The sequence below is a fragment of the Mitsuokella jalaludinii genome (assembly GCF_928722185.1).
Classification (GTDB): Bacteria; Bacillota; Negativicutes; order Selenomonadales; family Selenomonadaceae; genus Mitsuokella; species Mitsuokella jalaludinii.
On record NZ_CAKMXA010000001.1, the window covers coordinates 999697 to 1026416 of the forward strand.

General features: G+C 60.4%; 26 protein-coding genes, 1 tRNA gene and 2 riboswitches. Of the genes, 6 read left to right on the top strand and 21 right to left on the bottom strand.

The window, feature by feature from the left end; translation table 11 throughout:
* Positions 1-6: 6 nt before the first annotated feature.
* Complete coding sequence (gene ybeY, locus QDI87_RS04725; RefSeq protein WP_226867685.1) at positions 7-471, bottom strand: rRNA maturation RNase YbeY; 465 nt, start codon at positions 469-471, stop codon at positions 7-9.
* Positions 468-1481 (bottom strand): PhoH family protein, encoded by a 1014-nt coding sequence (locus tag QDI87_RS04730; RefSeq protein ID WP_055160026.1) that lies wholly within the window; start codon positions 1479-1481, stop codon positions 468-470. Before QDI87_RS04730 ends, ybeY begins: the two co-directional genes overlap by 4 nt.
* A 203-nt stretch (positions 1482-1684) precedes the next feature.
* Between QDI87_RS04730 and bioB the strand changes: the two genes are divergently transcribed.
* Positions 1685-2695 (top strand): biotin synthase BioB, encoded by a 1011-nt coding sequence (bioB, locus tag QDI87_RS04735; protein ID WP_055160024.1) that lies wholly within the window; start codon positions 1685-1687, stop codon positions 2693-2695.
* A gap of 84 nt (positions 2696-2779) precedes the next feature.
* On the opposite strand, the gene QDI87_RS04740 is transcribed toward bioB, so the two are convergent.
* The 4 genes from QDI87_RS04740 to QDI87_RS04755 form a co-directional block, all read right to left on the bottom strand.
* Positions 2780-3175 (bottom strand): desulfoferrodoxin family protein, encoded by a 396-nt coding sequence (locus tag QDI87_RS04740; protein WP_036373597.1) that lies wholly within the window; start codon positions 3173-3175, stop codon positions 2780-2782.
* 82 nt (positions 3176-3257) lie between these two features.
* The gene (locus QDI87_RS04745) at positions 3258-4163 is read right to left on the bottom strand and encodes a DUF2156 domain-containing protein (RefSeq protein ID WP_036374413.1); all 906 of its coding nucleotides are present in this window, start codon (positions 4161-4163) and stop codon (positions 3258-3260) included.
* A 121-nt stretch (positions 4164-4284) separates the two neighbouring features.
* The gene (dhaM, locus tag QDI87_RS04750) at positions 4285-4674 is read right to left on the bottom strand and encodes a dihydroxyacetone kinase phosphoryl donor subunit DhaM (RefSeq protein ID WP_036373598.1); all 390 of its coding nucleotides are present in this window, start codon (positions 4672-4674) and stop codon (positions 4285-4287) included.
* Between the two features lie 96 nt (positions 4675-4770).
* Positions 4771-8547: a phosphoribosylformylglycinamidine synthase gene (locus QDI87_RS04755; protein ID WP_036373601.1), complete on the bottom strand. Its 3777-nt coding sequence runs from the start codon at positions 8545-8547 to the stop codon at positions 4771-4773.
* A 314-nt stretch (positions 8548-8861) separates the two neighbouring features.
* On the opposite strand from QDI87_RS04755, the gene QDI87_RS04760 reads away from it, so the two are divergent.
* The 4 genes from QDI87_RS04760 (at position 8862) to QDI87_RS04775 (ending at position 11115) form a co-directional block, all read left to right on the top strand.
* Positions 8862-9341 (top strand): Lrp/AsnC family transcriptional regulator, encoded by a 480-nt coding sequence (locus QDI87_RS04760; RefSeq protein WP_036373605.1) that lies wholly within the window; start codon positions 8862-8864, stop codon positions 9339-9341.
* On the top strand, positions 9338-10525 hold the full coding sequence (locus QDI87_RS04765; protein ID WP_036373608.1) for a pyridoxal phosphate-dependent aminotransferase: 1188 nt from the start codon (positions 9338-9340) through the stop codon (positions 10523-10525). The genes QDI87_RS04760 and QDI87_RS04765 overlap by 4 nt, the downstream gene beginning before the upstream one ends.
* Before the next feature lie 207 nt (positions 10526-10732).
* Positions 10733-10969 (top strand): hypothetical protein, encoded by a 237-nt coding sequence (locus QDI87_RS04770; protein ID WP_036373611.1) that lies wholly within the window; start codon positions 10733-10735, stop codon positions 10967-10969.
* A 71-nt stretch (positions 10970-11040) separates the two neighbouring features.
* A tRNA-Arg gene (locus QDI87_RS04775) sits at positions 11041-11115 on the top strand.
* A gap of 81 nt (positions 11116-11196) precedes the next feature.
* On the opposite strand, the gene udk is transcribed toward QDI87_RS04775, so the two are convergent.
* The 5 genes from udk to QDI87_RS04800 all read right to left on the bottom strand — a co-directional run bounded on the left by udk (position 11197) and on the right by QDI87_RS04800 (position 15159).
* Positions 11197-11817, bottom strand: a complete 621-nt coding sequence (gene udk / locus QDI87_RS04780; RefSeq protein ID WP_036373614.1) for a uridine kinase — start codon at positions 11815-11817, stop codon at positions 11197-11199.
* A 97-nt stretch (positions 11818-11914) separates the two neighbouring features.
* The gene (locus tag QDI87_RS04785) at positions 11915-12757 is read right to left on the bottom strand and encodes a metal ABC transporter permease (RefSeq protein ID WP_036374416.1); all 843 of its coding nucleotides are present in this window, start codon (positions 12755-12757) and stop codon (positions 11915-11917) included.
* Positions 12757-13614 carry a metal ABC transporter ATP-binding protein gene (locus QDI87_RS04790; RefSeq protein ID WP_036373617.1) on the bottom strand — a complete coding sequence of 286 codons (858 nt, stop codon included), beginning with the start codon at positions 13612-13614 and terminating at the stop codon, positions 12757-12759. Before QDI87_RS04790 ends, QDI87_RS04785 begins: the two co-directional genes overlap by 1 nt.
* Positions 13615-13636: 22 nt before the next feature.
* Positions 13637-14389 (bottom strand): ABC transporter permease, encoded by a 753-nt coding sequence (locus QDI87_RS04795; RefSeq protein WP_036373619.1) that lies wholly within the window; start codon positions 14387-14389, stop codon positions 13637-13639.
* Positions 14386-15159, bottom strand: coding sequence for an ABC transporter ATP-binding protein (locus QDI87_RS04800; protein WP_036373622.1), 774 nt, complete (start codon positions 15157-15159; stop codon positions 14386-14388). Before QDI87_RS04800 ends, QDI87_RS04795 begins: the two co-directional genes overlap by 4 nt.
* A gap of 147 nt (positions 15160-15306) precedes the next feature.
* Here QDI87_RS04800 and QDI87_RS04805 point away from each other — a divergent pair, with 147 nt between their 5' ends.
* Complete coding sequence (locus QDI87_RS04805) at positions 15307-15798, top strand: HMA2 domain-containing protein (RefSeq protein ID WP_051652117.1); 492 nt, start codon at positions 15307-15309, stop codon at positions 15796-15798.
* A gap of 79 nt (positions 15799-15877) precedes the next feature.
* Here QDI87_RS04805 and QDI87_RS04810 read toward each other — a convergent pair whose 3' ends face one another.
* The 10 genes from QDI87_RS04810 to rlmB form a co-directional block, all read right to left on the bottom strand.
* Entirely contained in the window at positions 15878-16996 is a 1119-nt protein-coding gene (locus QDI87_RS04810) for an ABC transporter permease (RefSeq protein WP_036373623.1), read from the bottom strand.
* Positions 16993-18114, bottom strand: coding sequence for an ABC transporter permease (locus QDI87_RS04815; protein ID WP_055160018.1), 1122 nt, complete (start codon positions 18112-18114; stop codon positions 16993-16995). The genes QDI87_RS04810 and QDI87_RS04815 overlap by 4 nt, the downstream gene beginning before the upstream one ends.
* The gene (locus QDI87_RS04820; protein WP_036373629.1) at positions 18111-19895 is read right to left on the bottom strand and encodes an ATP-binding cassette domain-containing protein; all 1785 of its coding nucleotides are present in this window, start codon (positions 19893-19895) and stop codon (positions 18111-18113) included. Before QDI87_RS04820 ends, QDI87_RS04815 begins: the two co-directional genes overlap by 4 nt.
* Positions 19896-19910: 15 nt before the next feature.
* Complete coding sequence (locus tag QDI87_RS04825) at positions 19911-20912, bottom strand: efflux RND transporter periplasmic adaptor subunit (RefSeq protein WP_036373632.1); 1002 nt, start codon at positions 20910-20912, stop codon at positions 19911-19913.
* 66 nt (positions 20913-20978) lie between these two features.
* On the bottom strand, positions 20979-22031 hold the full coding sequence (locus QDI87_RS04830) for a sulfate/molybdate ABC transporter ATP-binding protein (RefSeq protein WP_036373635.1): 1053 nt from the start codon (positions 22029-22031) through the stop codon (positions 20979-20981).
* Position 22032: 1 nt separating this feature from the next.
* The gene (gene modB, locus QDI87_RS04835) at positions 22033-22704 is read right to left on the bottom strand and encodes a molybdate ABC transporter permease subunit (RefSeq protein WP_036373637.1); all 672 of its coding nucleotides are present in this window, start codon (positions 22702-22704) and stop codon (positions 22033-22035) included.
* The gene (gene modA / locus QDI87_RS04840) at positions 22704-23489 is read right to left on the bottom strand and encodes a molybdate ABC transporter substrate-binding protein (RefSeq protein WP_036373640.1); all 786 of its coding nucleotides are present in this window, start codon (positions 23487-23489) and stop codon (positions 22704-22706) included. The genes modB and modA overlap by 1 nt, the downstream gene beginning before the upstream one ends.
* A riboswitch (molybdenum cofactor riboswitch) is annotated at positions 23483-23621 on the bottom strand. Its footprint overlaps the gene before it by 7 nt.
* A 48-nt stretch (positions 23622-23669) precedes the next feature.
* Complete coding sequence (locus tag QDI87_RS04845; protein ID WP_036373643.1) at positions 23670-24665, bottom strand: sirohydrochlorin cobaltochelatase; 996 nt, start codon at positions 24663-24665, stop codon at positions 23670-23672.
* A 146-nt stretch (positions 24666-24811) separates the two neighbouring features.
* Positions 24812-24993, bottom strand: a riboswitch (cobalamin riboswitch).
* Between the two features lie 17 nt (positions 24994-25010).
* Positions 25011-25757 (bottom strand): RNA polymerase sporulation sigma factor SigH, encoded by a 747-nt coding sequence (sigH, locus tag QDI87_RS04850; protein ID WP_051652118.1) that lies wholly within the window; start codon positions 25755-25757, stop codon positions 25011-25013.
* Positions 25758-25850: 93 nt separating this feature from the next.
* A complete protein-coding gene (rlmB, locus tag QDI87_RS04855; protein ID WP_415949644.1) occupies positions 25851-26720 on the bottom strand; it encodes a 23S rRNA (guanosine(2251)-2'-O)-methyltransferase RlmB in 870 nt (289 codons plus the stop codon).

Below are 26720 nucleotides of genomic sequence, written 5' to 3' on the forward strand. Positions count from 1 at the left end.
ACCGCGTCATTCGCGCGGGATGCCGAGCTTCTCCATGACGAAGCGCTGCTCCCGCTCCATCTCGAGGCGCTCCTCCTCTTCCATGTGGTCGTAGCCCAGGAGATGCAGCATGCCGTGCACCGTCAGGAAGGCCATCTCGCGCTTGACGCTGTGACCGAAGTCCTTGGCCTGCTCCTCGGCGCGCTCCACCGAGATGACGAGGTCGCCGAGCACATTGAGGTCGGCGCCGCCCGTGACTTCCGGCTCCTCGCTCTCATTGAGCGCAAACGAGAGGACATCCGTCGGACGGTCGATGCCGCGGTACTGACGGTTGAGCTCGTGGATGTAATCGTTGTTCGTCAGCGTGATGCTGACCTCGCCGTTCTCGACGCCGTAGAGCTCGCCGACCTTCTGGGCCGCCGCCGTCACATTCTCGACGTATTCCTGCGGCACTTCGAGATCCTCTGGATAATTGCTGATGATGACATTCACTTCGCGCGCACCTCCCGCTGCTTATCTCGCTGCTCCTTCTCTTTCTTCTTTTTCTCTTCCCAGGCACCGTACGCCTCGACGATGCGCGTGACGACATCGTGGCGGATGACATCGACAGGCGCCATGCGCACGATGCCGATGCCCTTGACGTCCTTCAAGACCTGGCTCGCCTCGCGCAGGCCCGACGCGACGCCGCGCGGCAGGTCGACCTGGCCGAGGTCGCCCGTGACGACCATGCGCGAGCCGAAGCCGAGGCGCGTCAGGAACATCTTCATCTGCTTGTCCGTCGTGTTCTGTGCCTCGTCGAGAATGACGAAGGCGTCTTCGAGCGTGCGGCCGCGCATGTAGGCGAGCGGCGCAATTTCGATGATGCCCTTGGCCATGAGCTTCTGGTAGCTGTCCTGGCCGAGGATGTCCTGCAGCGCATCGTAGAGCGGGCGCAGGTACGGGTCGACCTTGTCCTGCAGGTCGCCCGGCAGGAAGCCGAGACGCTCACCAGCCTCGACAGCCGGGCGCGTCAGGATGATGCGCCGCACCTCCTTGTTGCGCAGGGCCGCGACAGCCATGACGACAGCCAAGTATGTCTTGCCCGTGCCGGCCGGCCCGATGCCGAACGTGATGGAATTGTGGCGGATCGTGTCGAGATAGAGGCGCTGGCCGAGCGTCTTCGGGCGTACGTGGCGGCCGCGCGCGGTCACGAGGATCGTGTCGCCGAAGAGCGTGTGCAGTGCCTCGCCCTTGCCGCCGCGCACGAGACCGATGCCGTAGCGGACCTCATGCATCGTGATCGTCGTGCCCTGACGGTAGAGATACTGGAGCTCTTCGACGAGCGTTGCTGCCATCTTCACCTCAGCGGCTTCGCCGAGGATCTCGAGCTGCTCGCCGCGGCTGATGAACTGGCAGTCAAAATTCTCGCGGAACACCTGCAAAAACTCATCCCGGTCCCCGAGAAGTGCGTATGCTTCTTTATGGTCTTCAAAGACAATCTGTCTTTCCAATGCCTGCTGCAAAGAAATACTTCACCTGCTTCTTTCCACTATATAGAGATAAAACTTCCAATATAGCTTCATTTTACAACACCTGCCCGATTTGTCAATGAAATACCGCTTTTTGTCAAGCACTCTTATCCTAAAGGTTGACGGTTAACCGATATTATCCTATAATGTTGACCATAATCCCACACCACGACGCACATATGAATCGAGGTCTTATCATGTCCGAATCCAATTGCCTGAAACTCGCCAAAAGCATTATCGCCGGCCGCCGCATCAAGCGTGGAGACGATCTCTCGATCTTCCTCACCGCACCGCTCCCGGAACTGCAGGAAGGCGCCCGCCTGCTGCAGGATCACTTCTGCGGCAATCACATCGACTTCTGCACGATCATCAACGGGCGCAGCGGCCGCTGTGGAGAGAACTGCAAGTACTGTGCACAGGCGGCCTGCCATCACACGGGCATCGAAGAATACGCCTTCCTGCCCAAGGAGACGATCATCGCCCACGCGCGTGCGAACGAGGAAGCCGGCGCCAACCGCTTTGCCATCGTGACCTCCGGCCGGGCGCTCTCAGGACGCGACTTCGACCGGGCCATCGAGACGTATGAGGCCATGCGCGATACACTCCACATCGACCTCTGCGCATCGCACGGCCTGCTGACGCGCGCCCAGCTAAGACGCCTGCGCGAGGCTGGCGTCACGAGCTACCACCACAACATCGAGACGAGCCACCGCTTCTTCCCACAGATCTGCACAACGCACACGTACGACGACCGCATCCGGACCATCAAGATGGCGCAGGAAGAGGGCTTCTGCGTCTGCTCCGGCGGCATCATCGGCATGGGCGAGACATGGGAGGACCGCCTCGACATGGCTCTCTCCCTGGCGGAGCTCGGCATCGAGTCCATCCCCATCAACGCCTTGATGCCGATTCCCGGCACGGGCATGGAAGGCCGCGCGCAGTTGCCGGCAGATGACATCCTGCGCACGATCGCCTTCTTCCGCTACATCAATCCAGCAGCCAACATCCGCCTGGCCGCCGGGCGCAAGCTGCTGCCGAAAAACGGCGCCACCGCCTTTTGCGCCGGTGCCTCGGCTTCAATCACGGGCAACATGCTCACGACCTCCGGCACGACGATCAAGGAAGACATGGCCATGATCGCGAAGCTCGGCCTGACGAACCGCGAGGAAGACTGCCATGCTGTCACAGGAACATGCGGCGCACGCTGACGCAGGAACGCAGGACATAGAAAAGAGGAAGGACCCTCACGTCCTTCCTCTTTTTTCGTGCCTTCCGTCTTCAGACCTCCGTTCTCAGTCCTCGTGGAACTCTGCCTTCCAGAGGCCGTGGAGGTTGCAGTAAGCAAACGCCGCGACCGGCTTTTCGCCGCCGGCCAGCATGAATACTGCCTCCGGCGTCTCACCCGGTTTGAGGTGCTTGATCTGTGCGCCGTTCTCCGTCTCGAGGTGGATCCACTCGATGAAGTGCTCCGGCAGCATCGGATGTGCGACCGTGCCGACCTGTACCGTGACCTCACCGCCCTCGCGGTCCAGCGTGATGACCGGCACGTGCTTCTCAGCAGCCGCATCGACCGTATTGGGGATGAGTTCCTTCATCGGCTGGCCGCAGCAGCTCAGCGGGCCGCCAGCGTCCTTGATGAGCCCGACGATGTTCCCACATTTCTCACATACGAAAAAACGCTTTGCCATAAAAATACCTCCCCTGATGAATCGATCTTTTACAGACTTACACCTTTATTGTAGCGAATCCAAACGCATGTTGCAAGGCGGATCACTTGCGGCGTGCGTTGAATTTCTCGATCATCTTGAATGGCTTGTACGATTCCTTCGCCTTGCGCAGTCCCTCATGGCCCATGTCCTCCTCGCGGTTGATGTAGGTCATCGCGCTCCAGGCGTGCTCGACGAAGCCCTGGTTGATGGCCGGGTACGCGCCGCGGATATTCGGGTCCGCCTTCTCGACATGGATGACGGCCGTATCGGCATTGAGCGCCTCGCCGAACGTGAAGGCGATGATGCGGTCATCGAGGCGGATGGCGCCGCCCTTGAGCTTGAAGTAGTCGAAGTCGTTGAAGATTTCGAGGATAGCCTTGCGCTCCCAGCCGATGAAGGGGTCGTCCGGCTCATCCTGGATGCGCAGCTTGTACCAGTTGTTGAGCTCGATCTTGCAGGCCGTGATGATGTCCTCCGTGATGGGCAGGTACTCAGCCTGCGGGTACATCTTGCGGAAGGCGTTGAGATGGTTCTTCTTGGAGTGGAGCTTGCGGCCCGAGAGACTGATGAGTTTCTCTGCCTCGTAGACGTAATCCCAGTTGTCGCGGTCATCCTCGATCTCAAAAGAGGCACCGTCGTACTGCTCGAGGAACTCTGCGTAGGCCTTCTCGATGCCCGTGAAGAGCACGGGGCGGCCCTGTTCTTCAAAATAAGAGAGAATCTTCGCCGTCGCCTCAGGCCACTTCTCCTCTGCACAGAACGGCTGGATGGCCATGAGCTCGCCTTCCCACTCGCACGTCATGTAGAGCACATCGCCATCCTCTGCCCATCTGACATGGTACGGCTCGCGCCACATGAAGAAGTTCGTGAAATTGAAGTGGGAATTCTCGTAATAGCCGCTGGAAAAATGACGGTCCAGCACCGGCTTGTCTTCTTTCGTCAAATCCTGGAAATCGATGATTCTCATCCTCCCGATGCGCGCCGATGGGTCCCAAACGAAACGGATGCCGAGCGCGCGCGGCATCTGTTACGTATACTCTTACAGCTATACATTATATCAACTTTGTCAAATCGAGTTTGTGACTGACTCACGGCCTGACGATCTTTTCCATATGGCGAGATGATTCCGCCCTGCGCACAACTTCGTCAAGGCCTGCCCCGCTCGCCGCAGCGAGAGCCGCGAGCACGGCGCCCTCGGCGATTGGGCAGTCTACGAGGCGCACGGCCTCGTCGCGGCACTCCTCGACCGCGAGCTCGGCCGTCATGACGGCCGAGCCCATGTCCATGAGCACGACGGCACCATCCGTGCCGCAGACATCCTCGATGGCGACCTTGACGCGCTCGTAGCTCGTGCCGAGCAGTCCTTCATCGAGGCCGCCCGCCGCCTCGATGTGCACGTTGTTTGCCATCATCTCCGCCAGCTCCTTGACGCCCTCCGCCAATTTCTGGCTGTGTGAAACGATTACGATACCAACCAAAGTGATGCCCCCCTGATAGTAAGAATGCGGCCAGTAGGCACTGACCGCATTTGTCAATTATTCTTTATTGTATCACGCCGACGGCGCAGCGTCTACTCATTTGTAGTAGCGGACACCAGCCTCGAAGAGCTGCTGATCCTTGCTGCCCGGGACGTTCTTGGCGACATCTTCGCCAATGCGCTCCGAATGGCCCATCTTGCCGAGCACGCGGCCGTCCGGGCTCGTGATGCCTTCGATGGCATCGACAGAACCGTTCGGGTTGAACGGGATGTCGAGCGACGGATTGCCGGCTGCATCGACGTACTGCGTCGCGATCTGGCCGTTTTCCTGAAGTCTCTTGACCGTCTCGGCGTCAGCCACGAAGCGGCCCTCGCCGTGCGAGATGGCGATCGTGTGGACGTCGCCGACCTTGACGTTGTTGAACCACGGCGAGAGGTTCGAGATGACGCGCGTGTCGACCATGCAGGAAGCATGGCGGCCGATCGTGTTGTGCGTCAGCGTCGGGGAGTTCTCGGAGAGATCGCGGATCTCGCCGTACGGCACGAGGCCGAGCTTGATGAGCGCCTGGAAGCCGTTGCAGATGCCGAGCATCAGGCCGTCGCGCTTCTGAAGGAGTGCCATGACCTCTTCCTTGATGCGCGGGTTGCGGAACATCGCCGCGATGAACTTGCCCGAGCCGTCCGGCTCATCGCCGCCGGAGAAGCCGCCCGGCAGCATGATGATCTGCGAGCGCTTGATGCCATTGACGAGCGCCTCGACCGTCTCCTCGACAGCCGTCGGCGTCAGGTTGCGCACGACGATCGTCTCGGCCGTAGCGCCGGCGCGCTCCCAGGCACGGGCCGAATCGTACTCGCAGTTCGTGCCGGGGAATACCGGGATGATGACATGCGGGCGAGCGATCTTTGTCGCAGCGGTGATGCCGTTGCCCTTCGTGTACGGGGCATACGATACCTCGCCCTTGACCTTCTTCGTCTGCGTCGGGAAGATCTTCTCGAGCGGCGTCGTGTAGGCCTTCTCTGCCTCTTTGATGCTGACGGCGATGCCGTTCACGCGGATTTCCTGCTCTGCCGTCGTCTGGCCGAGCTCATAGGCGCCCGTCTCGGCAAGCGCTGCCGAGACATCGACATCGTCCGCAAGCTCGAGGACGATCGTGCCATAGTCGGCGCAGTAGAGCTGCTCTTCCGTCATCTCCTTCGCGAACGCAAAGCCGATGCGGTTGCCGAGTGCCATCTTTGTGACGGCTGCGGCAATGCCACCGACGCCGATGCTCTGCGCAGCGCGCACCTTGCCCGCTGCCGTGAGCTGGCGGATCTTCTCGAAGTTTGCGCGCAGTTTCGGGAAGACCGGCAGGTCCTGCTCGTCCTTCTCGGCCGGCACGACGTAGACGCGGCTGCCCGCCTGCTTGAACTCCGGCGAGACAGCACGGTCGGCCTTCATGACGTCGACAGCGAAAGCTGCGAGCGTCGGCGGCACGTGGATGTGCTCGAACGTGCCGGACATGGAGTCCTTGCCGCCGATGGCCGCGATGCCGAGCTCATGCTGTGCCCAGAGAGCGCCGATGAGGGCTGCGAACGGATTGCCCCACTTCGCCGGGTCCTTGCCGAGACTCTCGAAGTACTCCTGGAACGTCAGGCGGATCTTCGCGGCGTCACCGCCGAGCGCGACCATCTTGGCCGCTGCTTCGACAACCGAGTAGAGGGCGCCGTGGAACGGGCTCCACTCCGTGAAGGCCGGGTTGAGGCCGAACGTCATGGCCGTCGCCGTCGTCGTCTCTGCGCCGAGCACCGGCAATTTGGCGACCATGCCCTCAGCCGGCGTCAGCTGTGTCTTGCCGCCGAACGGCATGAGGACCGTGTTGCCGCCGATCGTCGAGTCGAAACGCTCAGCGAGGCCCTTCTGGCTGCAGACGTTGAGGTCCTGGAGGTTTGTAAGCCACGCGGCCTTCGCGTCAGAGCCGCAGGCCTTGACGGCTGCCGGGACTTCGGCGAGGTAGCGCTTTGCCGTGTCCGGCTGTGCGATGACGGCCGTGACATGCTGGCGCACGCCGTTCGTGTCGAGGAAGGCGCGGTTCATCTGGACGATCTCGTTGCCGCGCCACTTCATGATGAGGCGAGGCTGCTCCGTGACGACGGCAACAGGCGTTGCCTCGAGGTTCTCATCATCCGAGAACTTCTGGAAGGCCTCGACATCCTTCGGGTCGAGCACGACGGCCATGCGCTCCTGCGATTCAGAGATAGCAAGCTCCGTGCCGTCGAGGCCCTTGTACTTTTTCTTGACGGCATCGAGGTCGATGACGAGGCCGTCGGCGAGCTCGCCGATGGCGACAGCGACGCCGCCCGCACCGAAGTCATTGCAGCGCTTGATCATGCGGGAGACCTTCGGGTTGCGGAACAGGCGCTGGATCTTGCGCTCCGTCGGCGGATTGCCCTTCTGGACCTCTGCGCCGCACGTCGTCAGCGATTCTTCCGTGTGCTCCTTCGACGAACCCGTTGCACCGCCGCAGCCGTCACGGCCCGTGCGGCCGCCGACGAGCACGATGATATCGCCGGCTGCCGGGCGCTCGCGCACGACATTCTCCTTCGGCGCCGCTGCGATGACCGCACCGATCTCCATGCGCTTCGCCATGTAGCCCTCATGGTAGACCTCGCGGACCTGGCCCGTGGCGAGGCCGATCTGGTTGCCGTAGGAGCTGTAGCCGGCAGCAGCGCCGAGCGTGATCTTCTTCTGCGGCAGCTTGCCCGGCAGCGTCTCGCTGAACGGGCGGCGCGGGTCGGCAGCACCCGTCACGCGCATGGCCTGATAGACGTACGAACGGCCCGAGAGCGGATCGCGGATAGCGCCGCCGAGGCACGTCGCCGCGCCGCCGAACGGCTCGATCTCCGTCGGATGGTTGTGCGTCTCGTTCTTGAACATGACGAGCCAGTCTTCCTGCTTGCCGCCGATGTCGGCCTTGACGACGATGCTGCAGGCATTGATTTCCTCGGACTTGTCGAGGTCATCGAGCAGGCCTTCCTTGCGCAGCGCCTTGGCGCCGATGACGGCGATGTCCATGAGCGTGACCGCGCGGTCTGTATCCTCGCCGTAGAGCGTGTCTCTGTCTTCCTTGTACTTGCGGTAAGCTGCCGTCAGTGCCGGAGAGAAGTAGCCGTCCTCGATCGTGATATCGTCGATGGCCGTCGTGAACGTCGTGTGGCGGCAGTGATCCGACCAGTAGGTGTCGATGACGCGCAGCTCCGTGATCGTCGGCGCGCGGTGTTCCGTGTCGCGGAAGTACTCCTGGCAGAACTTGAGGTCCTCAAAGCTCATGGCAAAGCCGCGCGCATCCATGAACGCATGGAGCTCGTCTTCGCTCATCGCGTTGAACGAAGTCAGCACCTCGACATCGGCCGGCTCTTCCGTGACCATGTCGAGCGACTCCGGCTTTTCGAGCGACGCCTCGCGGCTCTCGACGGCATTAATGCAGTAATCCTTGATCTCCTGCAGCGCCTTGTCATCGACTGTTCCCGTCAGCACGATGACGCGTGCCGTAGCGATCTGCGGACGCTCCTTCTGCGTGACGAGCTGAACGCACTGCGCTGCAGAATCCGCCGTCTGGTCGTACTGGCCCGGCAGGTACTCGACGGCAAACATGCGGGAATCCTTGAATGCTGGCAGCGTCTCTTCATAGACTTTGTCAACAGGTGCTTCCGCAAAGACGACAAACTTGACCTTCTCGTACTCCTCATCGCTGAGGCCCTCGATGTCGTAGCGGTTGATGATGCGGACCGCCTCGAGGCCATCGAGATGGAACGTCTCCTTCAGATCGTCGCAGAGCTGCTGAGCCGGGATGTCGAATCCCTGTCTTTTTTCTACGAAAATTCTTCTTACCGTCATGAGTGCTTTTTCCTCCAAACGCAAAACAGATCGGGAACACTTCGTCCAAGGATCGCCACCTCGCGGATGGGACCCCTTCTACGGTTTATTGTACCGAAAGTGAACGGCCATTGCAAGAAGGCTTCCTAATCTTTTCGCAAAGAGACGCTTGACCGCATGCCATTCTCCATTTGTCTCCATCGAGTGGAAGGGATTGTCTCATGATTCATTCTTGCTTTCCCTCATGGTACAGATATGATATAATTATTCTGATTTCTACGAATTGATTTCACACGATGTTTCACTCAGGTTCCAGATAGCAAGGGGGATTTTACATGAAAGAATTGCTGGAGCTCCTCGAGCACGACGCGCGCCGTCCTGTCAACGAGCTGGCCTCGATGCTGCACCGCAGCGAGTACGAAGTCGAGCAGGATATCAAGAAGCTGGAGAAGGACAAGATCATCCTGTCCTACAACACGCTGATCAACTGGGAGAAGTTCGGCACGGACACTGTGACGGCCGTCATCGAGATCAACCTGACGCCGCAGCGCGAGGTCGGCTTCGACGCCATTGCAGAACGCATCTACCGCTTCGATGAGGTCCGCACCGTCTACCTCATGAGCGGCAGCTTCGACCTGCTCGTCATCATCGAGGGCAAATCCCTCAAGGATGTCGCCAACTTCGTCGCGACGCGCCTCGCCACCATTGAGGGCGTCACGCAGACGCGCAGCCACTTCATGCTCAAGCCCTACAAGAAGGACGGCGTCATCATCAACGACGAAGAGCGCGACCGCAGACTGGTGGTGACACCATGATCGAGAAGAGAAACGACTGGCAGGAGCGCCTCTCGCCGCGCGTCAATGCCATCGCCCCGTCGGGCATCCGCAAGTTCTTCGACATCGCCGCGCAGATGGAAGACGTCATCTCACTCGGCGTCGGCGAGCCAGACTTCGTCACGCCCTGGTCCATCCGCGAGAGCTGCGTCTACGGCCTCGAGCAGGGATACACCTCGTATACGGCAAACCGCGGCCTGCCCGAGCTGCGCGAGGAGATTGCCCGCCACTACGCCGACGAGTACGGCTGCTCATACGATGCCGACACCGACATCCTCGTGACGGTCGGTGTCAGCGAAGCGCTCGACCTCGTCATGCGCGCCATCCTCGCGCCAGGCGACGAGGTCCTGATCCCTGAGCCGTGCTACGTCTCCTACCAGGCCTGCACGATCCTCGCGGGCGGCAAGCCCGTCGCCGTGCCGGCCAAGATCGAGAACGAGTTCCGCATCACGCCGGACGAGCTCGAAGAGCACGTGACCCCCAGGACGAAGGCGCTGCTCATCGGCTATCCGAACAACCCGACGGGCGCCATCATGACGCGCAAGGATCTCCTGGCCATCGCGGCCTTTGCCGAGAAGCACGACCTCATCGTCATCTCCGACGAGATTTACGGCGACCTGACGTACGGCGGCGAGAAGCACGTCTGCTTCTCCTCCCTGCCCGGCATGCAGGAGCGCACGATCCTCCTCAACGGCTTCTCGAAGGCCTACGCGATGACGGGCTGGCGCATCGGCTATGCGCTCGGCAACAAGGCCTTCATCAGCGCCATGACGAAGATTCACCAGTACACGATGCTCTGCGCGCCGATCACAGCCCAGATTGCGGCCATCGAGGCGCTGCGCCACGGCGAGAAGTACATGAAGAAGATGGTCGCTGAGTACGACCGCCGCCGCCACCTGATCTACGACGGCTTCACGAAGATGGGCCTGCCGTGCTTCGAGCCGAAGGGCGCCTTCTACATTTTCCCGGACATCACGAGCACGGGCTACACCTCCGACGAGTTCGCCGAAGAACTCCTCAAGGCCGAGCACGTCGCCCTAATCCCGGGCTCCGCCTTCGGTGCCTGCGGCGAGGGCCATGTACGCTGCTCGTACGCGACATCCATCGACAAGATCTCCGAGGCGCTCGCGCGCATCGAGAACTTCCTCAAGAACCACAAGCGGTAATCCGCTGCACCGCGCTCCGTCCGTATTTCTCGTACTGACGGGGCGTTTTTTCTTGCTTGAATTTTCTTCATCGCATTGCTGTAAGATGCACCAAATCCTCCTTGATATTGGCCTGCTCCGTGCTATAATGGAACCATTCTCAAATTGAACATCAATTCGCCATTTCATTTGGGTCGGCGTCTATGGAGCCGGCAGAAAGGAGATCTTATGGACTGGGCAAAAGGCTACATGCTCATCACTCTCGTCGCATTCCTTTGCGAGTACATCCGCCTGCGCGTGGATTATCACATCCTGGAGGTCGTCATCATGGTGGCTGCCATACCGTTCGCCATCTTCGCCGTCTGCGTGCTCCTCTACCTCGTGCTCTCTGTGCTGACAGACCGCGTCTGTGACCTCATCGAAGTGAGCCGCGCCAAGAACCACGGCATGCGCACCGATCCCTGACGCACAGCAGACAAAATTGACAAGCCCGTGCGTTTCATGCTATACTATCTTTTGTTCCCAGTGAACAACATGCGCTCGTAGTCCAGTGGATAGGACGTTGGCCTCCGGAGCCGAAAGCGGCAGTTCGACTCTGCCCGAGCGCACCACTTGAAATCATGCCCGCTCTTTCGAGCGGGTTTTTTGATGCAAAAAGCAGCCTCCCTCGCGGGCAGGCTGCTTTTCTTGTATTAGGACTCCCCGTTCTCGAGGATGTCCTGTATCTTCGTCTTCATGATGTCGAAGGCCACATCGTTGAGGCCGCTGTTGATGACGATGTCGGCGAGATTCTTCGTCGGCTCGACGTAGAGATAGTGCATCGGCTTGACCGTCGTCAAGTACTGGCTGATGATGTTCTCGAGGTCACGGCCGCGCTCGTTCATATCGCGCAGCACGCGGCGCAGGATGCGCTCATCGGCATCGGCCTCGACGAAGATCTTGATGTCGAAGAGATTGCGCAGGCGCTCATCCTGGAAGATCAGGATGCCCTCGACGATGATGACCTGGCTCGGCTCGATGACCTTCGTCTCCTTAGAGCGCGTGTGGCGCGTAAAGTCGTAGACGGGACACTCGATGCTCTTTCCCTCACGCAGCGCCTTGAGATGCGCGACGAGCAGGTCCGTCTCCAAAGAGTCCGGATGGTCGTAGTTGATGTACTGGCGCTGCTCAAACGGAATCTCGTCATGTGCCCTGTAGTAATCATCGTGATAGATGACCGTGACGCGGTCCCCGAAATGCGCCTTGAGCCGGTTCGTGAATGTGGACTTGCCCGAGCCCGTGCCGCCCGCAATGCCGATAATCGTCGTCTTCAATTCTGAAAGCCCCTTCCTGTATCGTATGAACATTACCTATTATCCTATCACAGATTCCGCTCCCTGTCTGCCCCCAGCGGACCGATAATATCCACCTTCAGCAGCTGAAGTACGGCTTCAACAGGAGCGTCAGGAAGAACAGCACCGAGGAGATCACGACGATCGTCGCACCGGCGGCCATGTCGAAGTAGTAGGCGAGCATCAGGCCGAGAAAGCCCGAGAACATCGCGATGAGCACCGAGAAGAGGTGGTACTGCTTGACGTTGTTGGCGATATTGCGCGCGCCGGCCGCCGGCAGAACGAGCATCGCGTTGATGATCAGGATGCCGACCCACTGGATGCTGATGGAGACGACGACGGCGAGCAGCGAGGCAAAGGCGCTCTCGATCCAGAAGGCGGGAATGCCGCGGCTGCGCGCGAATGACGAATTGATGGAGAGCACGAGCAGCTGGTTGAAGAGCAGCCCCCAGGCGATGAGGCCGAGCACGAAGACGACGGCCAGCGCCGAGAGATCGTCCGGCGTGATCGACAGGATGTCGCCAATGAGGAACGAGGAGAACTTGTTGAAGCCGCCGCCGTGGCTCATGATCATGAGGCCGAGCGCGATGGCCGTTGCTGAGAACACGCCGATGATCGTATCCGTCGAAGCCGTGCTCTTGTTCTTGATGTAGGTGATGAAGAGCGCGAAGACGACCGAGAAGACGACGAGCGACAAGAGCGGCGAAACGGAGCCCAGGAGCACGCCGATGGCGATGCCGGTAAACGCGCCGTGGCCGAGTGAATCCGAGAAGAACGCCATGCGGTTCGAGACGACCATCGTGCTGATCAGGCCGAAGAGCGGCGTGACGAGCAGCACGGCCAGGAAGGCATTCTTCATGAAGTTGCTGCCGAGCCATGCAAACGGCAGGACCGCATCCATCAAGCTGTAAATCGTATCCATCATGCATCCGCCCCCCTCGCTTCATCTGCTGTATCCCCAGCCGTGTCCTGCGTGCCCGCAGGGATATCCGCCGCCGCTTCCTGTGCGGATTCACCAGCCAGCATGCCAAAGATCTTCTTGGTGCGCTGGTCGGCAAAGACCTCTTCCGGCGTGCCGCTCATGACGACGCCCTTATTCATCAGGACGACCTGGTCGGCGTGCTTGGCCACCATGTTGAGGTCGTGCGAGATCAAGATGATGGCCATGTCCTCCTTCTCGCGCAAATCTGCAACAATCTCATAGAAGAGTTCGAGGCCGTTCTGGTCGACGCCTGAGACAGGCTCGTCGAGAAGCAGGAGGTCAGGCATCGGGTCGAGCGCGAGCGCCAGGAGCACGCGCTGCAGCTCGCCGCCCGACAGCGCGCCGAGGCGGCGGTCGATGAGGTGCGCGGCGCGCACGCGCTCGAGGCTCCTCAGGACGCGCGGGCGCAGGGATTTGGCCGAGCAGAGCCAGACGGGCCGCCGCGTCAGGCAGGCCATGAAGATGTCCATGACGCTCGTCGGCGAGCTCACATCGAAGCGCAGGTACTGCGGCACATAGCCGATGACGGGATGGCCCGTATGCTTGCCCTTCGCGTCGACGTAATGGAGACTCCCTCCATGCGGCACCTCGCCGAGGATGGCTTTTAAAAGCGTGCTCTTGCCCGCGCCATTCGGCCCGATGAGCGCCGTGAGCTGGCCGCAATGGATGTGGATGTTGACATGGTCGAAGATGGTCAGGCGGCCGATCTTGACCGAGAAATCCTCGATCTTCGTGCAGCAGAGCTTCGTACAATCGCTGCACGACGAGGCGTGATGATGGAGTATGGTCTTGAACAAGATGCAGTTCCTTTCTTTTTATCTATTCGGTCAGCCTGCGGAAGGCACGGCTGCCCCAGAGCCAGCCGCCCGCCGCATAGGCGATCAGTACGAGAATGGAGAGATACGATACCTCCGCGCCGCTGCCGATGCCGCGCAGGAGGTAGCTCGTATGCGTGAGCGGCAGCAGCTCGATGAAATAGCGCACGACCGTCGGCAGCGACTGCGTCGTGAAGAACGTGCCGCAGAGGAAGGACATCGGCAGCAGGATGTAGGTATTGACCTGCGCCATCTCCTCATACGTGCGGATCTTCATCGCCGCGAGGAAGCCGATCTCCGCAAAGACGATGCAGTTGAGCACGAGTACGAGCAGGAAGAGCGGTGTCATCTGGAAATGCGCACCGAAGAGCAGCGCGAGGATGACGATGATGGCCGACGATATGAGTGCGCGCACGACAGCGGCCGCCACCTTACCGATCAGGAAGGCGTCGGGCCAGATTGGCGCGATCATGTACTCCTCGAGGCTCTTGTGGTAGATGCGCTCCGCGTGCACCGGTGTGATGCTGTTGAAGCTGATGTTCATGGAATTGAGCGCGAGGATGCCCGGCACGAGGAAATCGAGGTAGGTGCCAGAGCTGACCTCGATGCTGCGCCCGAGGCCCCAGCCGAACGCGACGAGGTAGAGCATCGGCGCGACCATGCGCGAGAGGATGAACTTCGCCATGCGCCGCTTGAGCACGACCCAGTCGCGCCAGAACACCGTCGCAATGTCAAAGAGATTCTCCTTGATGTTCATACGCGCCCTCCCTTCCCAGCGGCACCGTCCTCCGCCGTCAGCGCGAGGAAGACTTCCTCGAGATTCGGCAGATCCATCTTCTGGCGCAGATTCGCCGGCGTGTCGAGGTCGATGAGATGGCCCTTCGAGAGGATGGCAACACGGTCGCAGAGCGCTTCTGCCTCCTCGATGTAGTGCGTCGTCAAAAAGACCGTCACACCGCCCTTGGCCATATCCTTGACGAGCGCCCAGATGCGCCGGCGGACCTGCGGATCGAGCGCCACCGTCGGCTCGTCGAGGAACAGGATGCGCGGCCGGTGCAGGAGCGCCCGCACGATGAGCAGCCGCCGCTTCATCCCGCCCGAGAGACGCCTGACGCCGTCGTTTATGACATCGGCAAGCTCGACGTAGCGCAGGAGCTCCTCGATGCGCGCGCGGCGCTCTTCTTTTCCCATGTGATGCAGCCGTGCGTGCAGCTCCAGATTCTCGCCGACCGTGAGGTCCTGGTCGAAGTTGACGTGCTGCGGCACGACGCCGATAAGCGATTTGATGCGCCGCGCATCCCGGCGCGTATCGAGCCCATCGTAGAGGATGATGCCGCTCGTCGGCCGCGCCTGCATGGTCATCATGCGGATCGTCGTCGTCTTGCCCGCGCCGTTCGGGCCAAGCAGCCCGAAGATCTCGCCGTTCCCGACGCAGAGCGTCAAGTCATCGACGGCCGTCTTGAAGGCCGCCCGCCCCGCCTTGTCCTTGTGCGGGAATCTCTTCACGAGATGCTGCACTTCTATCATATTCCTGAAATCCTTCCTCTAATAAACAAAAATTCGATGATACTTCCCTATTCTCTCACACTTTTTTGCAGATGAAAAGGGGTTTTGAGAGGATTTCTCTGTTTTACGGCGAATCATTCTCATATGCAATACAAAGGAGGAATATGCATGAACAAATCATTCAAGCGACTGCCCCTCGGCCTGCCCCTGACGGTCAGCGGCATCGCAACCATCGCCACGATCTTCACGGGGAAGAAACTCCATGTCGCCTTCGGCGCAGTCTGGGGCCTGCTCTCCATTCTCCACGGCCTGCAGCACGCCGGGAAACTCGAGCATGATGTCAAGGCGTTTGCGGGAAAGACCGCGCGCAAAGCCGTCGACAAGGCAGAGTCCATCTCCCTGCACGCCTTTCTCGCCGGCACGGATATCGCCAGCTACGCGCCCGGCCGCATCCGCGTCTACAACCTCGCGCTCGCCGGCAATGACAAGCTCGCCGATCAGGTCTCCTCGTTCGTCCGTTCATTCAGCGGCGTCACGGATGCCAAAGTCGCCCTGAACACCGGCAGCCTGCTCATCACCTATGAACCAGACGAGCTCCGCAAGAACCCGCATCTCGCCAACATCGAAACATTCGTCCGCGAGCACGCCAAGATACGCTGACCTGCAAAGCAGGGATCGAACCAGGAAAAGGGGCTGTGACAAAATGTAAAACCATTTTGTCCACAGCCCCTTTTTGTCGTCATGTCGTTTTATGGCGGAAGAGCCAGCCGGCCAGCGGCATGGTCACAGCCGCCACGGCGAGCATCGGCACAAAGTCCCAGGCGATGTCGCAAAGGCCCGCGCCCTCGAGGTAGATGCGGCGCACGGCATCGATGACGAAGCGCATGGGGTCGGCGTACGTGATGATCTGCAGGAACTCCGGCATATTGTGGATTGGCGTCACGAGGCCGGACAGCAGGACCATCGGGATCATGAGCACGAGCAGGTAAACGAGAACCTGCTGCATATTCTTCGCGACGGACGAAATGGAAAGGCCCAGGCCTGTCGTACTGACCATGAAGATGAAGAGGGTCAAGAGCAGCGTGAACAAGTTGCCGGCAAACGGCACCTCAAACCAGAACCGCGCAATGAGGAAGACCATCGCGGCCTGAAACAGGCCGACGATCACCGGCGGTGTCGCCTTGCCGATCAGGATCTCCGTCGGCGAGAACGGCGTGACGAGCAGCTGATCAAATGTACCCTGCTCGCGCTCTTCCGCAATCGAGAGGCCCGCGAGGAACATGACCTGCACAAAGGCAATCATCGCGAGGAATGAAGGCAGGAAGGTCCAGCGCGAAAGCTGATTCGGATTGAACCACGTGCGCGTCTCAATGGAGACCGGCAGTCTGGAAAAGCCCTTCGCCTCACTCCAAGAAGCGGCGATCTCTGTGACGTAGCTCTTGACCATCGAGGCGATCATCGGATTGCGGCCGTCCGTGATGACTTGTACAGGCGCCGGTTCGCCATGTTCCAGTTTTTTCTCGAAGTCTTCGGGCACGATGATGCCGCCGAGGACTTCGCCGGCATCGATGAGTGTGCTGACTTCCTGTACATTGCCACAGACTGCATAGCACGAGAACGTCGGGGCACCGGCGACATGCGCGAGGAAATCGCGCGCCGAAGAGGTCTCCGAACGATCGACGACAGCATACGGCACTTCCTCGATGTTGTAGTTGGCCGCATAGCCGAACAAAAAGCCCTCGATGATGACGGGCATGACGAGCTGGATCCGCATGCGCGGGTCCTTGAAGAGAGAGAGCAACTCCTTCTGGCAGAGGAAATAAAGGTGGCGCAGAAAACGCTGCAGGGAAATGTTCATGGCTCCACCTTCTTTCGCGTCATATGAAAGGCCCAGCCGAGGAAGAAGAGGGCGAAGCCCAGGAGGATGGCCGTATCGCGCGCGATTAGCGGCCAGTAATTGCCCGAAAGGAAGAGCGATTTCATGAGTTCCAGATAGTAGGTCGTCGGGATGAGGCTGCTGACCACGCGGATGGCCGCAGGCTCCGCATGCAGGTCAAACAGGAAGCCCGACAGCACGACCGATGGCAGGAAGCTGATCATCAGCGAGACATGGCAGGCGAGGAACTGGTTCTTGGTCAGCGCCGAGATGACGAGGCCGATGCCGAGCGATACGACGAGGTAGAGCATCGACTCCCCGATGATCAGCACGAGCGAACCGCGCATCGGCAGGTCGTAGAGCTCGCGGCCGACCACCAGGCAGAGCAACATGCCGATCATGGCAATCACAAAGTACGGGATGGTCTTGGCAAGGATCAGCTCCAGGATCTTCATCGGCGTGACGAACAGCGACTCGAATGTGCCCCGCTCCCATTCCCGCGCCATGACGACGGAAGTCAGGAAGACGCCGCTGATGGTCAGGACGAGCATGAGGATGCCCGGCACATAGAACCACGTGCTCGTATTCGCATCATTAAACCAGATGCGCGGGACGATTTCGATGCCGCCGGCAGACAGGCCGTGCCTGGCACCTTCCTCTGCCGCCCACGTCAGGATGCCCGCTTCGAAATAGCCCTGTGCGCTCATGGCCGTTGTCGCTTCCGTGCCGTTGAGGATCACTTGGAGCTTGCCCCTGCCCTCGGCAAAGCGCGCCGAGAAATCCGGCGGCACGACGAGCATGGCATCGACCTCGTGCCTGCGGATCATCTGCTCCCCCTCCTGCAGGGATGTGACAAAGACCGGCTGAAAATACTCCGATCCCTGCGTGAAGCTCACGGCCTGGCGGGCCAGGGGCGAACTGTCTTCGATGACCACGGCCGTCGGCACGTTCTTGACATCGAGGCTCATGCCGTACCCGATGATCAGAATCAGCACGAGCGGCAGCACGACGCCGAGCGCCAGGCTGCTGTTGTCGCGCAGGAGTTCGCGCGTCTCCTTGCGCATCAGTGCAAGAAGGCGCCGCCAGAATCCACTTGTCATGATACCGCCCCCTTTGCCTTGCTATCCTTCTCCGCCTCACTGCGCGCCTGCTCGACAATCGCGACAAAGATGTCATCCATGGTCGCATCCGGCAGGCGCATGCGCTGGCGGATCTCTTCGGGACTGCCGAGCACGAGCATCCTGCCGTGATCCTGTATCATGAAGCGATCGCAGTACTCCGCCTCTTCCATGAAATGCGTCGTGATGATGATCGTCGTGCCGCGCTCCGAAAGCGCCGTGATTTTCTGCCAGAATGTGCGGCGGGCCAGCGGGTCAATGCCGCTCGTCGGTTCATCGAGGAACAGGATCTCCGGCTTGTGGATGAGCGCAGCGGCCATCGAAAGGCGCTGCTTGTAGCCGCCCGGCAGGCTGCCGGCCGCATGGTCCGCCACGTCCTGCAGGTGAAATTCCCGCAGGACGGCCTGGATGCGCGCGTAGAGATGTGCGCCATAGAGGCCGTAGGCACCGCCGAAAAACCGCAGGTTCTCATAAACGGAAAGGCTGCTGTAAAGCGAGAATTTCTGCGCAACATAGCCGACCTTCGCACGTGCCTCGATGCGGGCCGTGCGCAGATTGACGCCGGCTACGGAGATCTTGCCGCTCGTCGCCGGCAAAAGGCCGCAGAGCATGCGGAACGTCGTCGTCTTGCCCGCGCCGTTTGGCCCGAGCAGACCGAAGACCTCTCCTCGGTGCACCGAGAATGAGGTGTGCGAGACGGCGGTGAAGTCGCCGAACCTGCGCACGAGGTCGTGCACCTCGATCTCCACAGGCGCAGCCACCCTCGAGCGTTCCGAAAAAGTTCCCATCTGCCCGGACGAAGCCGCGGCAGTCTGCACAGCAGGCCCGCCCTGCTCCTGTACATCCTCCTTGAGGAGCGTCATGAAGCCGTCCTCAAGGCGCGGCTCGATGGCTTCAGCCGTTAACGACAAGCGCGCGAGAGGCTTGAGTTCCACAGGATTACCGCGCGTGATGAAGCGGACGACGCCGCCAGACGGCACGGCATCGATAACACTCTTTTCCGCGAGCAGGCGGCTCTGCAGCGAGCGCAGGGGCATCCCCTCCGGCGGCGTCACCTTGTAGCACATGCCCGCTGCGACCTCACGCAGCTTTGCCGGCGTACCGCCTTTCAAGAAATGGCCGTGATTGAGCACATAGACTTTTTCACAGCGTGCCGCCTCTTCCATGTACGCCGTGCTGACGAGCACGGAAAGGCGCTCCTCGCGCACGAGCTGCTGCAGGATCTGCCAAAGCTCGCGACGCGACAGCGGGTCGACGCCGACCGTCGGTTCATCGAGCAGCAGGAGTCTCGGCGAACGCACGAGCGTGCAGGCGAGGCCGAGCTTCTGCTTCATGCCGCCCGACAGCTTGCCGGCGAGGCGCTCCGTAAAGGGCGCCAGCTCCGTCATCTCGAGAAGATGGCGGAAGCGCTGCTGCCTTGTATCCTGCGTCACACCGTGCAGGTCTGCGTAGAGGTCAAGATTCTCCTGTACGGTCAGGTCCTCGTAGAGGCCGAATTTCTGCGGCATATAGCTGAGCAGATCCTGCACCGCCTGCGGTCGTTGCGTGACATCAAGGCCCGCCACCTGCAGGCTGCCGTCCGTCTTGGTCATGAGCCCGCAGACGAGCCGCATCAGCGTCGTCTTGCCCGCACCGTCCGGGCCCACGAGAGCGGTGAGCTGTCCTTCCGGCACAGATAGGTCAATGCCGCCCAGAGCGGTCACCTGCTTGCCGTCCTTCAGGACAAAGACCTTGCTGAGCCCCTTCGCTTCGATGATCTCCATGCGATCACCCCCTGCTCAAAGTTCGATCTTGACTGTCGCCGGCATGCCGAGGCGCAGGACGTTCTCCGCGTCATCGACGTAGATGCGCACTTCGTAGACGAGCGCTGTGCGCAGCTCGTCTGTCTGCACCGTCTTCGGCGTGAACTCCGCCGTATCCGAGATGTAGCCGACCTGCCCAGCGATTGGCTTGTCCCTCTGGCTGTCGATGAAGACCCTGGCGCTTTGCCCCTCGTAGATGTGGCCGAGGTCACTCTCCTTTACGTAGGCACGGACCCACTTCTTGTCGAGCAAGGATAGCTTGAAGACAGGCGTCGAGGGCGAGGCCATGTCGCCCACTTCTAGCAGCCGCGAGCGGATGACGCCCTTCATCGGGGCGCGCAGCTCGTACTGCGAGAGCAGATACTCTTCGCGCGACTGCTCTTCTTCCAATGCCTGCAGATTGGCCTCAGCCGCCTCGATATCCTCTGAGCGCGGGCCGTTGCGCGCCTCGCGCAGGGCCTCCTTGGCCGCCTCAAGCTCCGCCTGCTTGGCTTCAGCCTGTGAGCGGGCGTTGTCAAGATCCTGCTCGCTCACGCCTTCCACGCTGTCGTAGACGGCCTGGCGGCGCTCGTAGATGCCCTGTGCGTTCGAGGCAGCTGCCTCAGCTGCCTTGTAGCGCTGCTGTGCCTGCGCAATCTCTTCGGCACGCGTGCCGTTGTGGAGCTTCGCGACCGTACTCTGCTGCGCCGCGATCTGAGCCTTCGTCTTGCGCAAGTTGATGTTGAGCTCATCCGTGTCGAGGCGCGCGAGGACCTGCCCCTCTTCGACCGTATCGCCCTCCTCGACCAGGATGTCCTTGACGCGGTCACTCCCGCGGAAGGAGAGCGTCACCTCGCGCACGTCGACATTGCCTGAGAGCGTGAGCTCCCGCGCAGCCGCCTGCTTTGCCGCTTCCTCATGGTGATGATAGGCAAAGATTCCCGCGCCGACGAGCAGCACGAGGATGACTGCCAGAATTCCCTTCTGTCTCCGTTTCATGATAATCCCTCCTATCCTTGCCGAACAATCTGCATGCAGACTTTCCCCGCCGCCACGGGCATGGCATCAGGACTCCATCAGCATGATCTTCTCCGGCGGGAAGTATACCGAAAGCACAGGTGCCTTGATAGCCCTCCACTCTGCCTTCGGCAGTTCCCAGCGGATGCAGCTGGCCTGATGCCCGGCGCTCCGGATCATGACGAGATACGAAAAGGTATCCTCGATGACATCCGCGACTTCCATCGAGAAGATGTTGCGCGCAGGGTCTTCTGCCCCTTCGCGGTATTCGAGGAAGTGCGCCCGCAGTCCCGCATACGCGACGGACTGCGGCTCTCTCGCCGCGACCGTCAGGTCGAGCTGCCAGTCTGCTGCCCGCACACGATGCGCATCGAGACGCTCCGCCTTCGAGACATTCTTGCAGCCCGTCAAGAGCGTCGCCGCGAGCGTCTGCGGATTCTCGAAGAGCGCATCGCGCGTATGCGGCGGCTGCATCTGGCCGCGCTCGATGACAGCGGCACGGCTTGCCAGACGATAGACCTCACCGCGGTCGTGCGAGACGAGCACGGCTGCGCCGCCATACGACTTCAGCACCTCGCGGAGTTCCAGCTCCAATTTCCACTTCAGGTAATGGTCGAGCGCCGAGAACGGCTCGTCGAGCAGCAGGATCTTCGCATCGGACGCGAGGATGCGCGCGAACGCCGCGCGCTGCTGCTGGCCGCCCGAGAGTTCCATCGGGTACGCGTTGCCGAGCTCCGTGAGGTCGAAGCGCGCGAGATTCTCGCGCACGCGTGCCTCGCGCTGCTGCCGCGTGCCCCGCGCGACAAAGCGGATATTCTCGGCAATCGTCATATTGGGAAAAAGGGCAAAGTTCTGAAAGAGATAGCCGACGCGCCGCTCTTGCGGGGACAGGTCGATGCCCTGCTCGCTGTCAAAGAGCACCCGGCCGTCGAGCACGATGCGCCCGCGGTCGGGGCGCTCGAGCCCAGCGATGCACTTGAGGGTCATGCTCTTGCCGCAGCCTGAAGCGCCGAGCAGGGCAAAGACCTCATCGCGCAGCGTAAAATCGGCCCGGAGCGTGAAATTGCGCAGTTTCTTCTCAATCTTGACATCTAACTCCATCTCAAACCTCCCGCCGCTGCGGCGCACCAGTACGTGAAATCAGGATATTCATCAGACTGACAAAGACGAGCGAGAAGATGATGATGACCACCGCCCACTCGAAGGCCAAATCGTAGTCGTTGGCCTGCACCGCGGCGTAAACAGCGGTGCTCATCGTCTGCGTGATCCCGGGGATGTTGCCGGCAAACATGATGGTCGCGCCGAACTCGCCGAGCGCACGCGTAAAAGAGAGCACGAGACCCGCGAGGATACCCGAGCGCGCATTCGGCACAAGGACGTACCAGAAAATGCGCCATTCCGAGACGCCGAGCGTGCGCGCGGCGCCGATGATATTGGGATCAAGCTGTTCAAACGCGCCACGGGCCGTGCGGTACATGAGCGGCAGTGAGACAACGATGGCTGCCATGACCGCGGCCTTCCACGTAAAGACAATCGTGATATCGAACTGCAAGAGGAACCTGCCGATAGCGCTGCGGCGCCCAAAGGCGAGCAGCAGGAAAAAGCCGACGACCGTCGGCGGCAGGACGAGCGGCAACGTAATAACGGCATCGGCCAGCCCTTGGAAACGCCGCATGCGCGCGACGGCCAGAGCCAGGCCAATGCCGAGAAAGAACGTGACCACCGTCGCCACCACAGCTGTCTTTATTGTGAGGAAGAGCGGTGCGTATTCCATTATTTCACCTCAAAGCCATACTTCGCAAAGCGTTCCTTGTTCTTATCATTCGAGACGAAGGCCAGGAAATCCTTTGCCGTATCGAGATGTTTTGTGTCATTCAGGATGGCGGCAGGATAGACGATGTCTTTATGCGTGCCTGCCGGGGCCTTGGCTACGACGCGGACATCCTGCGAGATGGCTGCATCCGTCGCGTAGACGAGCCCCGCATCGGCTTCGCCCGAAGCGACCCAGGCGAGGACCTGGCGGACATCTGAGCCATAGACAGCCTTGGCCTTGACCGCATCGAGGATGCCGAGCTTTGTGAGGATTTCCTCTGAATACTGGCCGACCGGCACGCCTTTCGGCTCGCCGAGGGCGATGTGCTGGAGCTTGTCGCTCGTCAGCTGGTCAAACGAGGTGATGTCCTTATCGCTGTCCTTCGGGACGATCAGCACGACTTCATTCTGAAGGAGATCTTTGCGCGTGCCTTCCTTCAGCAGGCCCTTCTTGTCGAGGGCGTCCATCTGCTTCTGCGCCGCAGAGAAGAACAGGTCCGCCGTGCCGCCATTCTCGATGGCCTGCTGCAGCGCCCCTGAACTGCCGTAGTTGAACACGACCTTGACATCTGGGTGCTCTTCCTCGTACGCCTTGCCGATCTCATTCATGACATCGGTCAGGCTTGCCGCTGCAGAGACGTGGAGTTCCACGGGTTCCTTGGCAGATGTGGTCGATTGGCTTTGGCCTCCGCAGCCGCTCGCGAGTGCGAGCAGGCAGACTGCCATCAGTGTGAGTAGTTTTTTCATGGTGCATAGCTCCTTTTCAAAAACGGAAGGCAGTGCCATTTCCAGCACTGCCCTGTGGGTTTGACCCAGGCTCAGCCTCATAGATGAAAGACATCATCCTTAGAGTGCTTTCGCTCGGAGTTTCGACTTATCCATTATAGCGGAAAATGAAGCTCTCTGCCATGAGAAATATCACGCCTCTCACTTCGCTTCGAGCGCATTCCAGGCATCGTTGGCGCGCTCGAGGTAGAGGGACTGGATGGCCGCATTCTCGCCGATGCCGTGGATGTAGGCGTCGACCTTGTAGCCGGCGGCTTCGAGGATCGACTTGTGCGAGTCGGGCTCAGCGCCTGCCATGTCGTTGTTGGCGTGATCGCCGGCGACCATCATCATCGGCATCAGTGTGACGTGCTTGATGCCGTTCTGCTTGAGCTTCGGCATGACCGTCTCGAGCGAAGGCCAGCCCTCGACCGTGTAGACGAAGACATTCTTGTAGCCGAGCTCGTCAATCTTGGCCTGGATGACGGAGTAATAGGCATTCGAGACTTGCGGCGTGCCGTGCGCCATGATCAGGATGGCATCGTGCTTGCCCTGCTTCGGAAACTGCGTCGCGAGCGCCTTGATGGTCTGCGTCACATCATCGGCCTGGCCCTCCTGGCCCTGCCAGTACATCAGCGACGTGCCGAGCGTCATCTTCTTGAACTGGTCCTTGTAGTTGTGGTAGACGCCGAGGTCGTAGTTGTACTCCATGCCCGGGATGACGTCGAGTGAGACGAGTGCCACGCGGCTGTATCCCTCTGCCTTGAGGGCATCAAGTGCCTCCTCCGGCGTCGGGAACTTGATACCCTCGTTCTTCGCCACGCGGTCGATGATGATGTGCGAGGTGTAGGCCGTCACGACCTTGACACCCGGATGCGCCGCCTCGATGGCCTTGACCGTCGCATCAATCGTCTTGGCGCGCGTATCCTTATACGTCGTGCCAAATGTCATGACGACAATGGCATCTTTATCGGCCATATCCTTGAGTGCCGGATTCTCATACTTGAGCACGCCGATCTCCGATGCCTGTTTCAGGGCCATCGTCGCATGCTTCACCTCCGGATTGAGCTGGTACGCCGCCTCTGTCGCAGTCTGGTTCCAGCCGAGAGCAGCCGTGCACACCAGGCCGGCTGCCAGCATCTTCTGCCAATGTTTCATTGTGTTTCCTCCTTTGACTAAGTCTACTCAAACAAAAAAGGCTCTCCTCGCACGCACGCGAAAAAAGCCTTCCTATCGTAAAAAACCGTGCCACAAAGACACAGCTTTGCTGATAGCAATCGCCTTCCCATCGCTCGCAGGTCGTAACGGTGATTTTCGGACAGGCAGTTCTTCTGGCTCGGTTCATCGCTCCTCTGCGCCTTCCCAGATGTTCATCCAGTGACATATCTATGCAGATTCGCTCCCCTTACAGCGGCGGGACCGCGCCGGCTTTGACCGGCTTCTCTTTTCAGCGCCTTGTGGCGTCACCTGTTCCCTCTTTATGGAATTGTCATGATGGCGAAGTCAGGGCGCGACGTCCTTGCCGCCGTCAGCAGAGCGCAGGCGGCGGTTGATGGACGAGAGTCCCTTGTAGATCGTGTTGATGTCAATCTCATCGCTGCGCGTCTCCATGTACTTCTCAAGCTTGCGCTTGACGCGCTGCAGCGCATTGTCAATGGACTTGACGTGGCGGCCGAGATCTTCGGCAATCTCCTGGTAGGACTTGCCGTCGAGATAGCTCATGAGCACCTTCCACTCCAGGTCGGAGAGGATCTCCTCCATCTTCTTCTCGATGTCGACGAATTCCTCCTGGCTGATGACAAGCTCTTCTGGGTCGGATACCTTGGCCCCTGAGATGATGTCGAGGAGCGTCCGATCCGAATCCTCGTCGTAGATTGGCTTGTTGAGCGAGACATACGAATTGAGCGGGATGTGTTTCTGACGGGTCGCCGTCTTGATTGCTGTGATGATCTGACGCGTCACGCAGAGCTCCGCAAAAGCGCGGAACGACGAGAGCTTGTCGTCGCGGAAGTCGCGGATGGCCTTGTAGAAGCCGATCATGCCCTCCTGGACGATGTCCTCGCGGTCGGCACCGATGAGGAAGTACGAACGCGCCTTTGCCCGAACGAAATTCCGGTACTTGTTGATCAGATAATCCAGTGCGACCTTATTGTTGTGTTCCTTGATATCCAGGAGGATCTCTTCGTCCGTCAGATTCTCGTATCTGCGGTACATGTCCTCCATGATATCCGTGTCTGCTGCTTCTTCCATCGCACTTTTCTCCTTTTACTGTGACAAACACGTAGCCCTTATATAGCCCTTATAGATGAGATTATACGCCCTTTCGCCCAAAAGCTCAAGGCGTCAGCCCTTCTTCTGGAGGCGCTGGCGCATGGATTCGTACATGAGGATGGAGCCAGCCACCGACGCATTGAGCGAATTGATGCGGCCGACCATCGGCATGCTGACGATGAAGTCGCACGCTTCCTTGGTCAACCGGCTCATACCACGGCCCTCGCTGCCGACGACGAGCACGAGCGGGCCCGTGAGGTCCGCCTCATAGTACGCCTTCTCACCGTCCATGTCGGCACCGGCTACCCAGAAGCCTTTCTCCTTGAGCTTCTTGAGCGTCTGTGCGATGTTGCCGATGCGCGCGACCGGCACGTACTCGACGGCGCCGGCCGACGTCTTGGCGACGGTCGCATTGAGGGAGACGCTGCGGCGCTTCGGGATCAGGATGCCGTGCACGCCAGTCGCATCCGCCGTGCGCAAGAGCGCGCCGAGGTTGTGCGGGTCCTCGAGCTCATCGAGAAGGACGAGGAACGGGGCCTCGCCCTTCTCCTCGGCCGCCTTCAGGATGTCGTCGAGCTCGGCATAGGGTACGGGCGCGACGTAGGCGAGCACGCCCTGATGGCGGTGACCGCCCGCGAGCGATTCGATCTTCGCGCGCTCCACGTACTGCACGACGATGCCGCGCTCCTTGGCAAGCGCTGCGATCTCCGCGACAGAGCCCTCGCGGTCGCCGCTCGCAATCCAGAGTTTGTTGATGCCGCGCCCCGACTTCAGCGCCTCGGTCACGGCGTTGCGGCCGACGAGCACATCGTCCGGCAGCTCACGCGGCTCTTCGCGGCGCTTCGGTTCAGCCTCCATCTGCGGCCTCTTGCGGCGCGGGGTCTCCCTCTCGAATTTCCTGCTGCGCCGCTCCTGCGGGCGCGCCTTTTTCTTCTGTTCCAT

What these genes read in the sequence shown, in the direction of transcription:
- bioB (WP_055160024.1), top strand. Translation starts at nt 1,685, where the DNA reads ATGTCCGAATCCAATTGCCTGAAACTCGCCAAAAGCATTATCGCCGGC.
- QDI87_RS04740 (WP_036373597.1), bottom strand. Translation starts at nt 3,175, where the DNA reads ATGGCAAAGCGTTTTTTCGTATGTGAGAAATGTGGGAACATCGTCGGG.
- QDI87_RS04745 (WP_036374413.1), bottom strand. Translation starts at nt 4,163, where the DNA reads ATGAGAATCATCGATTTCCAGGATTTGACGAAAGAAGACAAGCCGGTG.
- QDI87_RS04755 (WP_036373601.1), bottom strand. Translation starts at nt 8,547, where the DNA reads ATGACGGTAAGAAGAATTTTCGTAGAAAAAAGACAGGGATTCGACATC.
- QDI87_RS04760 (WP_036373605.1), top strand. Translation starts at nt 8,862, where the DNA reads ATGAAAGAATTGCTGGAGCTCCTCGAGCACGACGCGCGCCGTCCTGTC.
- QDI87_RS04765 (WP_036373608.1), top strand. Translation starts at nt 9,338, where the DNA reads ATGATCGAGAAGAGAAACGACTGGCAGGAGCGCCTCTCGCCGCGCGTC.
- QDI87_RS04770 (WP_036373611.1), top strand. Translation starts at nt 10,733, where the DNA reads ATGGACTGGGCAAAAGGCTACATGCTCATCACTCTCGTCGCATTCCTT.
- QDI87_RS04785 (WP_036374416.1), bottom strand. Translation starts at nt 12,757, where the DNA reads ATGGATACGATTTACAGCTTGATGGATGCGGTCCTGCCGTTTGCATGG.
- QDI87_RS04795 (WP_036373619.1), bottom strand. Translation starts at nt 14,389, where the DNA reads ATGAACATCAAGGAGAATCTCTTTGACATTGCGACGGTGTTCTGGCGC.
- QDI87_RS04800 (WP_036373622.1), bottom strand. Translation starts at nt 15,159, where the DNA reads ATGATAGAAGTGCAGCATCTCGTGAAGAGATTCCCGCACAAGGACAAG.
- QDI87_RS04805 (WP_051652117.1), top strand. Translation starts at nt 15,307, where the DNA reads ATGAACAAATCATTCAAGCGACTGCCCCTCGGCCTGCCCCTGACGGTC.
- QDI87_RS04810 (WP_036373623.1), bottom strand. Translation starts at nt 16,996, where the DNA reads ATGAACATTTCCCTGCAGCGTTTTCTGCGCCACCTTTATTTCCTCTGC.
- QDI87_RS04815 (WP_055160018.1), bottom strand. Translation starts at nt 18,114, where the DNA reads ATGACAAGTGGATTCTGGCGGCGCCTTCTTGCACTGATGCGCAAGGAG.
- QDI87_RS04820 (WP_036373629.1), bottom strand. Translation starts at nt 19,895, where the DNA reads ATGGAGATCATCGAAGCGAAGGGGCTCAGCAAGGTCTTTGTCCTGAAG.
- QDI87_RS04825 (WP_036373632.1), bottom strand. Translation starts at nt 20,912, where the DNA reads ATGAAACGGAGACAGAAGGGAATTCTGGCAGTCATCCTCGTGCTGCTC.
- QDI87_RS04830 (WP_036373635.1), bottom strand. Translation starts at nt 22,031, where the DNA reads ATGGAGTTAGATGTCAAGATTGAGAAGAAACTGCGCAATTTCACGCTC.
- modB (WP_036373637.1), bottom strand. Translation starts at nt 22,704, where the DNA reads ATGGAATACGCACCGCTCTTCCTCACAATAAAGACAGCTGTGGTGGCG.
- modA (WP_036373640.1), bottom strand. Translation starts at nt 23,489, where the DNA reads ATGAAAAAACTACTCACACTGATGGCAGTCTGCCTGCTCGCACTCGCG.
- QDI87_RS04845 (WP_036373643.1), bottom strand. Translation starts at nt 24,665, where the DNA reads ATGAAACATTGGCAGAAGATGCTGGCAGCCGGCCTGGTGTGCACGGCT.
- sigH (WP_051652118.1), bottom strand. Translation starts at nt 25,757, where the DNA reads ATGGAAGAAGCAGCAGACACGGATATCATGGAGGACATGTACCGCAGA.
- rlmB (WP_415949644.1), bottom strand. Translation starts at nt 26,720, where the DNA reads ATGGAACAGAAGAAAAAGGCGCGCCCGCAGGAGCGGCGCAGCAGGAAA.